The 15,133-nt window shown below is 72.2% G+C and carries 12 protein-coding genes; 7 read left to right on the top strand and 5 right to left on the bottom strand.

Annotated elements, in window-relative coordinates; genetic code table 11:
- Positions 1-12 precede the first annotated feature (12 nt).
- The gene (locus tag ACZ42X_RS05820) at positions 13-624 is read right to left on the bottom strand and encodes a LysE family translocator (RefSeq protein ID WP_468284679.1); all 612 of its coding nucleotides are present in this window, start codon (positions 622-624) and stop codon (positions 13-15) included.
- 28 nt (positions 625-652) lie between these two features.
- Here ACZ42X_RS05820 and pdxR point away from each other — a divergent pair, with 28 nt between their 5' ends.
- Positions 653-2,221 carry a MocR-like pyridoxine biosynthesis transcription factor PdxR gene (gene pdxR, locus ACZ42X_RS05815; protein ID WP_468284677.1) on the top strand — a complete coding sequence of 523 codons (1,569 nt, stop codon included), beginning with the start codon at positions 653-655 and terminating at the stop codon, positions 2,219-2,221.
- 19 nt (positions 2,222-2,240) lie between these two features.
- Here pdxR and ACZ42X_RS05810 read toward each other — a convergent pair whose 3' ends face one another.
- Both ACZ42X_RS05810 and lon read right to left on the bottom strand, forming a co-directional pair.
- Positions 2,241-2,711 (bottom strand): MarR family winged helix-turn-helix transcriptional regulator, encoded by a 471-nt coding sequence (locus tag ACZ42X_RS05810; protein ID WP_468284675.1) that lies wholly within the window; start codon positions 2,709-2,711, stop codon positions 2,241-2,243.
- Between the two features lie 195 nt (positions 2,712-2,906).
- Complete coding sequence (lon, locus tag ACZ42X_RS05805) at positions 2,907-5,327, bottom strand: endopeptidase La (protein ID WP_468284673.1); 2,421 nt, start codon at positions 5,325-5,327, stop codon at positions 2,907-2,909.
- 185 nt (positions 5,328-5,512) lie between these two features.
- Here lon and ACZ42X_RS05800 point away from each other — a divergent pair, with 185 nt between their 5' ends.
- Entirely contained in the window at positions 5,513-5,962 is a 450-nt protein-coding gene (locus ACZ42X_RS05800) for a DUF4259 domain-containing protein (RefSeq protein ID WP_468284671.1), read from the top strand.
- A complete protein-coding gene (locus ACZ42X_RS05795; protein ID WP_468284669.1) occupies positions 5,959-6,444 on the top strand; it encodes a YfbM family protein in 486 nt (161 codons plus the stop codon). Before ACZ42X_RS05800 ends, ACZ42X_RS05795 begins: the two co-directional genes overlap by 4 nt.
- Before the next feature lie 82 nt (positions 6,445-6,526).
- On the opposite strand, the gene ACZ42X_RS05790 is transcribed toward ACZ42X_RS05795, so the two are convergent.
- Both ACZ42X_RS05790 and ACZ42X_RS05785 read right to left on the bottom strand, forming a co-directional pair.
- Positions 6,527-7,111 carry a hypothetical protein gene (locus tag ACZ42X_RS05790; RefSeq protein WP_468284667.1) on the bottom strand — a complete coding sequence of 195 codons (585 nt, stop codon included), beginning with the start codon at positions 7,109-7,111 and terminating at the stop codon, positions 6,527-6,529.
- Between the two features lie 152 nt (positions 7,112-7,263).
- Entirely contained in the window at positions 7,264-8,016 is a 753-nt protein-coding gene (locus ACZ42X_RS05785; RefSeq protein ID WP_468285610.1) for a rhomboid-like protein, read from the bottom strand.
- A gap of 288 nt (positions 8,017-8,304) precedes the next feature.
- Here ACZ42X_RS05785 and ACZ42X_RS05780 point away from each other — a divergent pair, with 288 nt between their 5' ends.
- The 4 genes from ACZ42X_RS05780 (at position 8,305) to ACZ42X_RS05765 (ending at position 15,101) form a co-directional block, all read left to right on the top strand.
- The gene (locus ACZ42X_RS05780; protein WP_468284665.1) at positions 8,305-8,979 is read left to right on the top strand and encodes a spermidine synthase family protein; all 675 of its coding nucleotides are present in this window, start codon (positions 8,305-8,307) and stop codon (positions 8,977-8,979) included.
- Positions 8,980-9,076: 97 nt separating this feature from the next.
- Positions 9,077-9,814, top strand: coding sequence for a response regulator transcription factor (locus ACZ42X_RS05775; protein ID WP_355366417.1), 738 nt, complete (start codon positions 9,077-9,079; stop codon positions 9,812-9,814).
- Positions 9,811-10,965: a HAMP domain-containing sensor histidine kinase gene (locus ACZ42X_RS05770; protein WP_468284662.1), complete on the top strand. Its 1,155-nt coding sequence runs from the start codon at positions 9,811-9,813 to the stop codon at positions 10,963-10,965. The genes ACZ42X_RS05775 and ACZ42X_RS05770 overlap by 4 nt, the downstream gene beginning before the upstream one ends.
- 269 nt (positions 10,966-11,234) lie before the next feature.
- The gene (locus ACZ42X_RS05765; protein ID WP_468284660.1) at positions 11,235-15,101 is read left to right on the top strand and encodes a multifunctional oxoglutarate decarboxylase/oxoglutarate dehydrogenase thiamine pyrophosphate-binding subunit/dihydrolipoyllysine-residue succinyltransferase subunit; all 3,867 of its coding nucleotides are present in this window, start codon (positions 11,235-11,237) and stop codon (positions 15,099-15,101) included.
- Positions 15,102-15,133: the final 32 nt, after the last annotated feature.

The following is a 15,133-nucleotide window of genomic DNA, read 5'->3' as shown; positions in this document are numbered from 1 at the left end:
TTCAGACTTTCGTCAGAGGAAGGCGAGGCGGGCGCCGAGGGCCGCGAAGGCACCCGCGAAGACCCGGCGCAGCCGGGTCAGGACGCGGGGCCGGGTCAGGACGCGGCTGCGCATGGCGGCGGCGAACCGCCCGTAGGCGAGGAAGACGACGAAGGTGAGCGCCATGAAGGCGGCGCTGAGCTGCACCATGCGGGGCAGCGCGCCGGGCTCCCCCGGCGTGACGAACTGCGGCAGGAAGGCGAAGAAGAAGAGGGTCAGCTTGGGGTTGAGCAGATTGACCAGCACCCCGGAGACGATGACCCGCGCGGCCGACGGCGGCGCGTCCCGGTGCCGGTCCTCCACCGTGAACGCCTCCTTGTCGCGCAGGGTGCTCCACGCCATGAAGAGGAGGTAGGCGACGCCCAGGTAGGTGAGGATCCGGAAGGCCAGGGCGCTGGTGTGCAGCAGCGCGGCGAGGCCGGTGAGGGCGGCGGCCATGTGCGGCAGGGTCCCGAGCGTGCAGCCGACCGCCGCGACGGCGGCGGCGCGGGTGCCGCGGGACAGGCCGGCCGCGACCGTGTAGAGGACGCCGGTGCCGGGGGTGGCGACGACGACCAGCGACGTCAGCAGGAACTCGGTGTTCATGGCTCAACCCTCGCGCCACAATGGCCGGGTGCCCAGGTCCAATGGTGATGCTTCCGGCCGGTCCATAACGGCCGCCGGGGCGGACTTCCTCCAACTGAACCTCGCCGAGGCCCCGGTGGGCGGGAGGTCCGCCTGGCTGGCCGACCGGCTGCGCCGCGCGATAGCGGACGGCAGCCTGCCGGTCGGCAGCCGCCTGCCCGCGACACGCGTGCTCGCGGCGGAACTGCGCGTCTCGCGCGGGCTGGTGACGGAGGCGTACCAGCGCCTGACGGAGGACGGTCACGTGGTGGGCCGCCGGCGGGGCGGGACGATCGTGGTCGCGTCCCCGGTCCTGCCGCCGCCGACCCGGCCGCCGGCCACCACCGCGCGGCCCCCCGCGCCGGTTCCGTCACCGGCCCCCGCGGAGGGGCTGTCCGCAGGGCTGCCCGAAGGACTGTCCCCAGGGCTGTCCGCAGGGCTGTTCACCTCCGCCCCCACCGCCGGCGTCTTCGACGCGCTCCGGGCCGCGCCCGCGCGGATCAACCTGGCGCCCGGTGTGCCGGACCTCGCCGCGTTCCCGCGCACGGCGTGGCTGCGCGCCGAGCGGGCCGTGCTGCACGAGCTGTCCGCGTCCGACCTCGGGTACGGCGACCCCCGGGGCGCGCCGGAGCTGCGGCGGGCGGTGGCCGACTGGCTCGCCCGGAACCGGGGGTTCAGGGCGCATCCGGACGAGGTGGTCATCACCTCCGGCACCGCGCAGGCGTTCGGCCTGATCGCCGAGGTGCTGCGCGACCGGGACGGCGTCACGGCCATGGCGGTGGAGGACCCGGGGGCGCTCGGCGCCCGCCAGCACCTGGCGGACCGGCGGCTCCGGACGCCGCCGGTGCCGGTCGACGGCGAGGGCGTACGCGTGGACGCGCTGCGCGCGACGGGCGCGGCGGCGGTGCTGCTGACCCCGGCGCACCAGTTCCCCACGGGGGTGGTGCTCAGCGGGGCACGGCGCCGGGAGCTCATGGGGTGGGCGACCGGCACGGGGGGCCTGATCGTCGAGGACGACTACGACGCGGAACACCGCTACGACCGGCCGCCGGTCCCGGCGCTGCGGTCGGTGCTGCCGGACCACGTCTGCTACGCCGGCAGCGTCTCCAAGCTGCTCGCCCCCGCGCTGCGGATCGGCTGGATGGTGCCGCCGCCGGCGTACCGGGACGCCCTCGTGGACGCCAAGCGGTTCGCGGACCTGGGGAACGCCGTCCTGCCCCAGCTGGTGCTGGCCCGCCTGATGGAGTCGGGCGCGATGGAGCGGCACCTGCGTCTGCTGCGCCGCCGGCACCGGCAGCGCCGGGACGCGATGATGGCCGCGATCGGGGCGCACCTGCCGGGTGCGGTGGTCCACGGCGCGGCGGCGGGCCTGCATCTGACGGTCACGTTCGAGGGCCGTTTCGCGGACACGGAGCTGGCGGCCGCGGCGCTGGCGCGCGGCGTGAAGACGCAGCCGCTGTCCTGGCACCGCCAGTCGCCCGGGCCGCCGGGGCTGGTCCTCGGTTACGCCGCCGGGACGCCCACCGCGATCGGCGAGGGCGTCGCGCTCATCGGCGCGGCCCTGCGCGAGCTGGCCTGACGGCCGCCGCCCCGCAGGGCTACGGCGCCTCCTCGCCGCCCGCGTTCAGCTGGTGCAGCAGCCGGGCGAGCTCGGCGACCTCGGCGCGGTCCCAGCCGGCGAGCTTGCGGCGGTAGCGGGCGCGGCGGGCGTCGCGCACGTGGCGGAAGCGGGCGCGCCCCTCGTCGGTGAGGCGTACGAGCGAGGCGCGGCCGTCGCCGGGGTCGGGCTCGCGGGCGACCAGGCCCAGCTCCTCCAGGGCGCGCAGCTGGCGGCTCATGGTCGCCTTGCCGACGCCGAAGTACGCGGCGAGGTCGGTGGCGCGCTGGCTGCCGGTGGCGTCGAGGCGTACGAGCAGCCCGTACGCGGCGGGCTCCAGCTCCGGGTGGACCTCGCGGGCCATCTCACCGGACTGGGCGCGGGCACGGCGCAGGAAGACGGACAGTTCCCGTTCGAGAGCCAGGAACTCCTGGTCCGCTCCCGTTTCGCTTCCCGTACCGCTTCCGTGCACGTCAGCACCCCTCGCGCTTGCCTACTGAGTCTGAAGGTTTCTCCGGGCGGCAGGGCGTCGCCGCAGCGTGCACAGTATTTCGCAGGCGCAGACCAACGGCGGTCCCCGGCTCCTCCTCCGCACCGCGTTCTCCGCGCCGCAGCCGAGGGCCCGCTCGCCGGGGTACGGCGAGCGGGCCCTCGGTGCCGGGTGGGGTCAGGCCGCCGCCTCCACCGGGACCTCCGAGGTCGCCGGGGAGAGGGCGAGCTCCAGCACCTGGCGGACGTCCGTCACCGGGTGGACTTCCAGCTTGTCGAGGATCTCGGCCGGGACGTCGTCCAGGTCGGCCTCGTTCCGCTTGGGGATGATCACGGTCGTGATCCCGGCCCGGTGGGCGGCCAGCAGCTTCTGCTTGACGCCGCCGATGGGCAGGACGCGCCCGGTCAGCGAGACCTCACCCGTCATGGCGACGTCCGTGCGGACCAGGCGGCCGCTCAGCAGGGAGGCGAGCGCCGTCGTCATGGTGATGCCCGCGCTCGGGCCGTCCTTCGGGACCGCGCCCGCCGGGAAGTGGATGTGCACGCCCCGGTCCTTCAGGCCCGTGACCGGCAGTTCGAGCTCGGCGCCGTGCGAGCGCAGGAAGCTCAGCGCGATCTGCGCGGACTCCTTCATGACGTCGCCGAGCTGGCCGGTCAGGGTCAGGCCGGCCGCGCCCGTCTCCGGGTCGGCCAGGGACGCCTCGACGAACAGCACGTCGCCGCCCGCGCCGGTGACCGCGAGACCCGTCGCCACGCCCGGCACGGCCGTGCGGCGCTCGGCCGGGTCCTGGGCCGACTCGGGCACGTGGTGCGGCCGCCCGATGAGCCCGCGCAGATCGCCCTCGCCGATCGTGAAGGGCAGCTCCCGCTCACCGAGCTCGTGCTGCGCGGCGACCTTCCGCAGCAGCCGCGCGATCGACCGCTCCAGGTTCCGTACGCCCGCCTCACGCGTGTACTCGCCGGCCAGCCTCCGCAGCGCCGGCTCGTCGATGGCGACCTCTCCCGCCTCGATGCCCGCCCGCTCCAGCTGGCGCGGAAGCAGGTGGTCGCGGGCGATGACGATCTTCTCGTCCTCGGTGTAGCCGTCGAGGCGGACGATCTCCATGCGGTCGGCCAGCGCCTCCGGGATGGCCTCCAGGACGTTGGCCGTGGCCAGGAAGACGACGTCGCTCAGGTCGAGCTCGACCTCCAGGTAGTGGTCGCGGAACGTGTGGTTCTGGGCCGGGTCCAGCACCTCCAGCAGCGCCGCCGCCGGGTCGCCGCGGAAGTCGGAGCCCACCTTGTCGATCTCGTCGAGCAGCACCACCGGGTTCATGGACCCGGCCTCCTTGACGGCCCGTACGATCCGGCCCGGCAGCGCGCCCACGTACGTACGCCGGTGGCCGCGGATCTCCGCCTCGTCGCGTACGCCGCCGAGGGCGACGCGCACGAACTTCCGGCCCATCGCGTGCGCGACCGACTCGCCCAACGAGGTCTTTCCGACACCCGGCGGCCCCACCAGCGCCAGCACCGCGCCCCCGCGCCGCCCGCCCACGACGCCCATGCCGCGGTCGGTGCGCCGCTTGCGCACCGCGAGGTACTCGGTGATCCGCTCCTTCACGTCCTCCAGGCCCGCGTGCTCGGCGTCCAGCGTCTCCTTCGCGCCCTTGATGTCGTACTGGTCCTCGGTGCGTTCGTTCCACGGCATCTCGAGGACCGTGTCCAGCCAGGTGCGGATCCAGGAGCCCTCGGGCGACTGGTCCGAGGACCGCTCCAGCTTGGCGACCTCCTTCAGTGCCGCCTCGCGCACCTTCTCGGGGAGGTCGGCGGCCTCGACCCGGGTCCGGTAGTCGTCGGCCTCGTCGCCGTCCCCGGAGTCGCCGTTGAGCTCGCGCAGCTCCTTGCGCACGGCTTCGAGCTGACGGCGCAGCAGGAACTCGCGCTGCTGCTTGTCGACGCCCTCCTGGACGTCCTTCGCGATGGACTCGGCGACGTCCTGCTCGGCGAGGTGCTCGCGCAGCTGCTCGGTGGCGAGCCTCAGCCGGGCGACCGGGTCCTCGGTCTCCAGCAGCTCCACCTTCTGAGCGATGGTCAGGAAGGGCGAGTAGCCGGAGTTGTCCGCGAGGGCGGACACCCCGTCGATCTGCTGGACGCGGTCCACGACCTGCCAGGCGCCGCGCTTCTTCAGCCAGCTGGTGGCGAGGGCCTTGTACTCCTTGACGAGCTCGGTGACCGCGCCGGGCAGCGGATCCGGGACCTTCTCGTCGACCTGCGCGCCCTCGACCCACAGGGCGGCGCCCGGTCCGGTCGTCCCGGCACCGATCTTGATCCGGTGCCGGCCGCGGATGAGCGCGCCGGGGTCACCGTCGGAGAGCCGGCCCACCTGCTCGACCGTGCCCAGGACGCCGATACCGGCGTACGTGCCGTCGATACGCGGCACCAGCAGCACCTTCGGCTTGCCCTTCGCGTCCCCCTCGGTCCGGGCCGCGGCCTGAGCGGCCTCGACGGCGGCGCGCACCTCACTGTCGGTGAGGTCCAGGGGCACCACCATTCCCGGCAGGACGACCTCGTCATCGAGCGGCAGCACGGGCAAGGTGAGCGGTGTGGACGACGAAGCCATGATCTCCCCTTCGGCAGTCAAGTTGAGCTGTACCCACTCAATGCTTGCCAGCCGCCGGGTGTTCCCCGGTTCGCGTTCGCTGTCAGCGATCACCTGCGCGACGTTGCGGGAGCCCGGAGTTGTCAGAGGCGCCTGCCACCATGCGCGGACACCACCACACACAGCACCACACACGGGAGAGCCGCATGGGCACCTGGGGCACCGGACCCTTCGACAGCGACACCGCCGCGGACTTCGCCGGCGACCTCGACGAGGCGGCGGAGGACGAGCGCGAGGGCCTGATCCGCGGCGCCCTCCTCCGCGCCGCCGACACCACCGGCCAACTGGACGCGGACGTGGCCGACACGGCCGTCGCCGCGGCCGCCCTGGTCGCCGCGCAGTGCCCCGGCGGAGAACCCGCCGACCCGGTCTACGGCCCGGAGAAACCTCTCCCCGACCTCACACCGCTGCGCAGCCTCGCCCTCGAAGCCCTGGACCGGGTCGTGTCGGAGCCGTCCGAGTTGCTGGAGCTCTGGGCGGGGCGGGACGGCGCGCCCTGGCGCAGGTGCATCGAGCGCATGCGGAACACGCTCCTCCCCCCACCGCCCGGCGAACAGCTCGCTTTGTCAGTGGTCCCGCCTAGCATCCGCCCATGAGCATGATGGGAACATACGTCCGACTGTCCCCCGCCGAGCTGGAGCGTGCCCTCGTCGACCCCGCCTGGGCGAGGGGGTTCGTCGACGAACTTCTCGACGCGGGACCGGGCGACGCGCGGTGCCACAGCACCGACAAGGCGTGGGACGCCGTCCGCTTCCTCACGCGACGCGCCGGCTTCCCCGTCGACGTCGTGCACGGCGAGCAGGCGGTGCCGTGGGACGAGGACTGGGGGTACGGACCGCCCCGCTATCTGACTCCGGACCAGGTCCGGACGGCCGCCGAGGTCCTGGCGGCGACGGAGGGCGGCCGCCTGACGGCCGGCGTCGGCCCGGCGGACCTGGCGCGGGAGCAGGTCTACCCGGCCATGATCTGGGAGCGCGGCGAACCCCTGGACAACGTGGTCCTCCACTACGAGGCGCTGCGGCCCTTCTTCCGCGAGGCGGCGGAGGCGGGCGACGCGGTGCTGGTCTGGATCTCGTAGGGGGCGTGACACGGGTACGGCCCGGGGCGCGGGCGCCGCACGGGGAAGCGCGGCCGCCACGCCCCGGGCCGGGAGCCCAGGCTCAGAAGTCCTCGTAGAAGACGTATTCGCACTTGAACCGCTCGTCCTGGCTGGTGGTGATGTTGTCACCTCGGTCCGCGAAAACGGTGTCGGCACCCGGTCCGCAGCGGGGCACGTTATCGCCGGGCGAACCGTCCCGCACGCTGATCGTGTCGGCGCCGCTGCCCGTCCTGACCGTGTCGTTGGGCCCGTTGTCGGTGTCGACGGTGGTGGTCGCCGTCACGTTGAGATCCACGTCCACGTTGTCGCTGCCGCCGCGGACGTCGACGGTGATACGGGTGACCCCCGTACCGCAGTCGGCCGTGGGCCACTGGTTGCGCGGCGCAGGCGGCGGGGCCACCCGCTGGCACCCTGCGGCGAAGACCCCGCTCCGGTCCTGGACGTACAGCCGTCCTCCGTGGAGGAAGATGGCGACGTTGTTGGCGCTCACTGCGGCGTTCGCCCTGACGGCGACGTGCGCGCCGTTGCGGGCGACCGTGGAGCCCGTCTGCGCTGCCGCGGGCGTGGCGACGGCCAGCGGCAAGGCCATCCCCGCGAGCAGGGCCGGAACGGCCAGGCGCGTCAGGGTGCTGCTCGTGATCTTCATGCTGTGTTCTCTCTTTTCGTGCGCGGAGGGCGCCGGAGCGGCAGCCTCGGCGTCAGTGAAACACCGCGTGATGACTTATGCACTATTTGTCACACTATCGCGCCATCTGATCACGTCATCGACGCCAGCACCCGTCCCCACCAGGGGTTTCGTCAGAATCGGGGCCCCGGCCGCGCCGGCCCGCGCCGGGCCGCCCGCCGCACCAGGGGCCATCCGCCGACGCCGACCAACAGCGCCAGTGGGTGGCCCCAGTTGGTGAGGGGGTCCTCGAGCGCCAGCAGGTCGTGGAGCAGCATCACGGACACCCACGCCAGCACGACGGCGCGCGCCACCGGGGTCAGCAGTCCGGCCAGTGCGCCGACGCTCGCCATCAGGCCGAAGCTGATGCCGTAGTCGAGGCGGTGCAGGGACGTGTGGGGCAGATGGCCCGCCAGGACCGACAGGGCCACCGGGATCTCGGTGGCCAGCGTCGCCACCACGTGCCCCACCAGGAACACGGCGGCGGCCCGCCAGGCCCCGATGCGGCGCTCCAGCGCGGTGAGTACGAAGACGAAGCCGATGGCGTACGGCGAGAAGAGCCCGCCCGCGACCCACAGCGCGCTCGCGGCCAGCACGAGCAGCGGCGTCCGGGAGAGGTGGGCGACGTCCGTGCTGGAGCCGTGCAGCAGCGCCGAGACGGTGCCGGGGTCGCCGTACTCGGCGAAGAGGGAGGTGGCGACGAGGACGAGGGCGTAACAGAAGGTGAAGGGCGTACCGGTGGGCGTGGGCAGCAGCCGGCCGGCGCCGCGCCACCACCGCTGCTGCTTACGGAGAGCCGGCGCGGCCGCATCGCGGGTGGCGGCTGTGCGCTGGCGCGGAATGCCGCGGAGCAACTCACCCCGCGCGAACCCGTCGTCCGCGTACATGCCGCCGGGAAGCCGATCGCCCGCAAGCCCCTCGCCTGCGAGCCGCGCGGCCACGCCGCCGTCGTCCGTCTCGCGCGCCGCCTTGAGCCGGTGCACCGCGGGCCGCCTTTCGCCTCTCCTCGACCAACCCCCTGGACACTCCCCCGACCACACCTTGCCCCATCAGCCGAGGCGATCATCAACCGGCCGTCCATGATGTGGGTCACACCGGCGCCGCGGCCCGCTCCAAGTCCCTGACCTGGGGCGGGACTTCCCCCGCCGCCGCCCCCGACTCACTAACCTGGCCCCATGGCTGTCACGACGCTCGACCGACGCGAAGGCCCGTACGGCGAAGTGGTGCTGCGCCGGCGCGGCGACGACCACTTCGAGATCATCGCCAACGGCACCTTCCTGATGGACACCTCCGACGGCCGCTCGGAGCGGCTGCTCGTCGACGCGGCGCTCGCCGCGCTCCAGGCGCACGGGGAGCGCCCGGGTGCCTCCGTCCTCATCGGCGGCCTCGGCGTCGGCTTCTCCCTCGCCCACGCCGCCGCGAACCCCGCCTGGGGCCGCATCGCGGTCGTCGAGCGGGAGCAGGCGATCATCGACTGGCACCGCGAGGGGCCGCTCGCGGCGATCTCGGGCGCGGCGCTCGCCGATCCCCGTACGGTCCTGATCCACACCGACCTGGTCGAGTACGTCCGCACCTCGCCGGACACGTACGACGCACTCTGCCTGGACATCGACAACGGGCCGGACTGGACCGTCACCGAGGACAACGACGGTCTGTACGCGCCGGCCGGTCTGGCGGCCTGCGCGGCCCGCCTCAACCCCGGCGGAATCCTGGCCGTCTGGTCCGCGCAGCCGTCCGCCGATTTCGAAGAGTCATTGCGGAATGCCGGATTCAGCGGGGTAAGAACCGAAGAAATCCCCGTTGCCCGGGGCGTACCGGACGTGGTCCACCTCGCCGTTCGCCCTGCGTAGCCGGGAGCCGGTCGGTGCCTTTAGGCTGCTGGCCTGACACACGGATCTACACGCGGTTCGCGACGTATGCGAGACGTATGCGAACAGGGGCGGGGCGATGGAGCAGACACACACCAGCAACACCGGTACGGCGGTCACGCCGGGTGCCCAGCGCCGCGTGCTGGTCGTCGAGGACGACACCACCATCGTCGAGGCCATCTCCGCCCGACTGCGGGCCGAGGGCTTCCTGGTGCAGACGGCGACGGACGGCCCGGCGGCCGTGGACGCCGCCGAGGCCTGGCAGCCGGACCTGATGGTCCTCGACGTCATGCTTCCGGGCTTCGACGGCCTGGAGGTGTGCCGCCGGGTGCAGGCCCAGCGGCCGGTACCGGTACTGATGCTCACCGCCCGCGACGACGAGACCGACATGCTGGTCGGGCTCGGGGTCGGGGCGGACGACTACATGACCAAGCCGTTCTCGATGCGGGAGCTGGCGGCCCGGGTGCACGTCCTGCTGCGCCGGGTCGAGCGGGCGGCGCTGGCCGCGGTGACGCCGCGTAGCGGCATCCTCCGCCTCGGCGAGCTGGAGATCGACCACGCGCAGCGCCGGGTCCGGGTGAAGGGTGACGACGTGCACCTGACCCCGACCGAGTTCGACCTGCTGGTCTGCCTGGCCAACACGCCGCGCGCGGTGCTCTCGCGCGAGCAGCTGCTCGCCGAGGTGTGGGACTGGGCGGACGCCTCCGGCACCCGGACCGTGGACAGCCACATCAAGGCGCTGCGCCGCAAGATCGGCGCGGAGCGCATCCGTACGGTCCACGGTGTCGGGTACGCGCTGGAGACCCCGGCGCCATGAGCCGGCGGCCAGCGCGGCCGGGCTCGCACCCCCGGCCCGGCTCCCGGCCGCGCCCGCGGCTCGGGAGCCGGCTCCGCTCGCGGCTGCGGCTCCGGCCGGTCACGATCTCGATCAAGACCAAGCTGGGCACGCTCGTCGTCGTCTCGGTCTTCATCACGACCGGGCTGCTGATGGTGGCCCTGCGCACCGAGACCGAGCTGCGCTTCATCACCGTCTTCTCGGTGATAGCCACGCTGCTGATCACCCAGTTCGTGGCGCACGGCCTCACCGCGCCGCTGGACGAGATGAACACGGTCGCGAAGTCGATCTCCCACGGCGACTACACCCGCCGGGTGCGCGGCGCCGACCGCCGCGACGAGCTGGGCGACCTGGCCTCCACGATCAACCGCATGGCGGACGACCTGGAGGCGGTGGACCGGCACCGCAAGGAGCTGGTCGCCAACGTCTCGCACGAGTTGCGCACTCCCATCGCGGCGCTGCGCGCGGTGCTGGAGAACGTCGTGGACGGGGTGTCGGCGGCCGATCCGGAGACGATGCGGACGGCGCTGAAGCAGACGGAGCGGCTGGGCCGGCTGGTCGAGACGCTGCTGGATCTGTCACGGCTCGACAACGGTGTCGTACCGCTCCGGTCGCGGCGCTTCGAGGTGTGGCCGTACCTCTCGGGCGTCCTGAAGGAGGCCAACCTGGCCGCTTCGCAGCGCGCCCTGAGCTCCGGCTCCGGCAACCACACCCGCAAGGACGTGCACCTGCACCTGGACGTCTCGCCGCCGGAGCTGACCGCGCACGCGGACGCCGAGCGGCTGCACCAGGTCGTCGCGAACCTGATCGACAACGCCGTGAAGCACTCGCCGCCGCACGGGCGGGTGACGGTACGGGCCCGGCGCGGGCCGCAGCCGGAGTCGCTCGACCTGGAGGTCGTGGACGAGGGTCCGGGCATTCCGGAGTCGGAGCGACACAAGGTCTTCGAGCGGTTCAACCGCGGCAGCGTCGCCTCCCCGCACGGCCCCGGCGGCGACGGCGGTACGGGTCTGGGGCTGGCGATCGCCCGCTGGGCCGTGGATCTGCACGGCGGCCGCATCGGAGTGGCCGAATCCGCACGTGGGTGCCGGATTCAGGTCACTCTTCCGGGGATCCCGCAGCCACGTAATTGACGTAGGGTTCGAACCGGAAGCACGGGTTCTGCGTGGACGTGTGCGGGACCTGTCCGAGGATGCGCGCCACTGCGGGGCGCAGCCGCGATGGCGCCTACCCGCATGCGGCGGAACCACGCTTGTTTCCCGCCATTTCGTGCCCTGAAACACGACGATCAATGTGATGTACGCGACGATGGCACGCCCGGCCTGCACCTCCAGGCCGGGGAGGCGTAGCCTTTATTTCCGCTGTCCATCACCTTGTGAAGCGGAAGAGGGCGGTTGCCGCCGTGTCGTCTCAGTCCCCCAGTAACCCGAGCATCTCGACCGACCAAGACGGCCAGGGGCCTCAGAACCCCGCCGCCGCCTTCGGTGCCAATGAGTGGCTCGTCGACGAGATCTACCAGCAGTACCTCCAGGACCCGAATTCGGTCGACCGCGCCTGGTGGGACTTCTTCGCCGACTACAAGCCGGGTGCCGCCGGCACGGCGGACAAGCCCGCGGGCGAGGCCGTAGGTACGGAATCCGCAGCAGGTACGGAATCCGCAGCCCCGACCGCCCAGGCCCCGGCCCAGGCCTCCACTCCGGCCCAGGCTCCGGTCCAGGCCCCGGCCACTCCGGCGAAGCCGGCAGCAGCGGCACCCGCACAGGCCGCTGCTCCCGCCCCCGCCGCGAAGGCCCCGGCTCAGGCCCCGGCCGCCGCGCCCGCCGCGAAGCCCGCCGCCAAGGCGGAGGCCCCGAAGGCCCAGGCCCCGGCCCCGGCCCCCAAGGCGGAGACCGAGGCCCCCACCGGCCCCGAGTACGTGCCGCTGCGCGGCCCCTCCGCCGCGGTCGCGAAGAACATGAACGCCTCCCTGGAGCTGCCGACGGCCACGTCCGTCCGCGCCGTCCCGGTGAAGCTGCTGTTCGACAACCGCATCGTCATCAACAACCACCTCAAGCGCGCCCGTGGCGGGAAGATCTCCTTCACCCACCTCATCGGGTACGCGATGGTCCAGGCCATCAAGGCCATGCCGTCCATGAACCACTCCTTCGGGGAGAAGGACGGCAAGCCGGTCCTGGTGAAGCCGCCGCACATCAACCTCGGCCTCGCCATCGACCTGGTGAAGCCGAACGGCGACCGCCAGCTGGTCGTCGCGGCCATCAAGAAGGCGGAGACGCTCGGCTTCTTCGAGTTCTGGCAGGCGTACGAGGACATCGTCCGCCGCGCCCGCGCCAACAAGCTGACGATGGACGACTTCACGGGCGTCACCGTCTCCCTCACCAACCCCGGCGGCCTCGGCACCGTCCACTCCGTGCCGCGCCTGATGCCCGGTCAGTCGGTCATCATGGGCGTCGGCTCGATGGACTACCCGGCCGAGTTCCAGGGCACCTCGCAGGACACCCTGAACAAGCTGGGCATCTCCAAGGTGATGACCCTCACCTCGACGTACGACCACCGCGTCATCCAGGGTGCGGCGTCCGGCGAGTTCCTGCGGATCGTCGCCAACCTCCTCCTCGGCGAGGACGGCTTCTACGACGACATCTTCGAGTCGCTGCGGATTCCGTACGAGCCGGTCCGCTGGCTGAAGGACATCGACGCGTCGCACGACGACGACGTCACCAAGGCCGCGCGCGTCTTCGAGCTGATCCACTCCTACCGGGTCCGCGGCCATGTCATGGCCGACACCGACCCGCTGGAGTACCGCCAGCGCAAGCACCCCGACCTGGACATCACCGAGCACGGCCTGACGCTCTGGGACCTGGAGCGGGAGTTCGCCGTCGGCGGCTTCGGCGGCAAGTCGATGATGAAGCTGCGCGACATCCTCGGCGTGCTGCGCGACTCGTACTGCCGCACCACCGGCATCGAGTTCATGCACATCCAGGACCCGAAGCAGCGCAAGTGGATCCAGGACCGCGTCGAGCGCCCGCACTCCAAGCCGGAGCGCGAGGAGCAGCTGCGCATCCTGCGCCGGCTGAACGCCGCGGAGGCGTTCGAGACGTTCCTGCAGACCAAGTACGTCGGCCAGAAGCGGTTCTCGCTGGAGGGCGGCGAGTCGGTCATCCCGCTGCTCGACGCGGTCATCGACTCGGCGGCCGAGTCGCGCCTCGACGAGGTCGTCATCGGCATGGCCCACCGCGGTCGCCTGAACGTCCTGGCGAACATCGTCGGCAAGTCGTACGCGCAGATCTTCCGGGAGTTCGAGGGCAACCTCGACCCGAAGTCGATGCACGGCTCCGGCGACGTGAAGTACCACCTGGGCGCCGAGGGGACCTTCACCGGCCTGGACGGCGAGCAGATCAAGGTCTCGCTGGTCGCCAACCCCTCGCACCTGGAGGCGGTCGACCCGGTCCTGGAGGGTGTCGTCCGCGCCAAGCAGGACGTCATCAACAAGGGCGGCACGGACTTCACCGTCCTGCCGGTCGCCCTCCACGGTGACGCGGCCTTCGCCGGCCAGGGTGTCGTCGCCGAGACGCTGAACATGTCGCAGCTGCGCGGCTACCGCACCGGCGGCACGGTCCACATCGTCATCAACAACCAGGTCGGCTTCACCGCCGCCCCGGAGTCGTCGCGTTCGTCGATGTACGCGACCGACGTGGCCCGCATGATCGAGGCGCCGATCTTCCACGTGAACGGCGACGACCCGGAGGCGTGCGTCCGCGTGGCGCGGCTCGCCTTCGAGTTCCGCCAGGCGTTCAACAAGGACGTCGTGATCGACCTCATCTGCTACCGCCGCCGCGGTCACAACGAGGGCGACAACCCGCAGTTCACCAACCCGCAGATGGTGTCCCTGATCGACAAGAAGCGCTCGGTGCGCAAGCTCTACACCGAGTCGCTGATCGGCCGCGGGGACATCACGCTGGAAGAGGCGGAGCAGGCGCTCCAGGACTTCCAGGGCCAGCTGGAGAAGGTGTTCACGGAGGTCCGCGAGGCCACCGCGCAGCCCTCGCCGGCGCCGGTCCCGGACGTCCAGGCCGAGTTCCCGGTCGCCGTCACCACCGCGGTCTCCCAGGAGATCGTGAAGCGGATCGCCGAGTCGCAGGTCAACATCCCGGAGCGGATCACCGTCCACCCGCGTCTGATGCCGCAGCTGCAGCGCCGCGCGGCCTCCGTCGAGGACGGCACGATCGACTGGGGCATGGGCGAGACCCTCGCCATCGGCTCGCTGCTGATGGAGGGCGTCCCGGTCCGCCTGGCCGGCCAGGACACCCGCCGCGGCACCTTCGGCCAGCGCCACGCGGTGCTGGTGGACCAGGTGACCGGCGAGGACTACACGCCGCTGCAGTACCTCTCCGAGGACCAGGCCCGCTTCAACGTCTACGACTCGCTGCTCAGCGAGTACGCGGCGATGGGCTTCGAGTACGGCTACTCCCTCGCGCGGCCCGAGTCGCTCGTCATGTGGGAGGCGCAGTTCGGTGACTTCGTCAACGGCGCGCAGACCGTCGTGGACGAGTTCATCTCCTCGGCCGAGCAGAAGTGGGGCCAGACCTCCGGCGTCACCCTGCTGCTCCCGCACGGTTACGAGGGCCAGGGCCCGGACCACTCCTCGGCCCGCCCGGAGCGCTTCCTCCAGATGTGCGCGCAGCACAACATGACGGTCGCCATGCCGACCCTGCCGTCGAACTACTTCCACCTCCTGCGGTGGCAGGTGCACAACCCGCACCACAAGCCGCTGGTCGTCTTCACCCCGAAGTCGATGCTGCGCCTGAAGGCGGCGGCGTCGAAGGCGGAGGAGTTCACCACCGGCGGCTTCCGCCCGGTGATCGGCGACGCCTCGGTGGACGCGAACGCGGTCCGCAAGGTCGTCTTCTGCTCCGGCAAGGTCTACTACGACCTGGACGCGGAGCGGAAGAAGCGCGGCGTGACGGACACCGCGATCATCCGCCTGGAGCGCCTGTACCCGCTGCCGGGTGCCGAGCTCCAGGCCGAGATCGCCAAGTACCCGAACGCCGAGAAGTACCTGTGGGCCCAGGAGGAGCCGGCGAACCAGGGTGCCTGGCCGTTCATCGCGCTCAACCTGATCGACCACCTCGACCTGGCGGTCGGCGCCGACCTGCCCCCGGCCGAGCGCCTGCGCCGCATCTCGCGGCCGCACAGCTCGTCGCCGGCGGTCGGCTCGGCCAAGCGCCACCAGGCCGAGCAGGTCCAGCTGGTCAACGAGGTCTTCGAGGCCTGAGCCGTTCCCGTACGCACCGGAGGGCCCGGCCC

This window comes from Streptomyces sp. NPDC030862, from assembly GCF_055571835.1.
The sequence above is the reverse complement of the archived record's forward strand: the minus strand, read 5'-3'. Positions and strand labels throughout refer to the sequence as shown.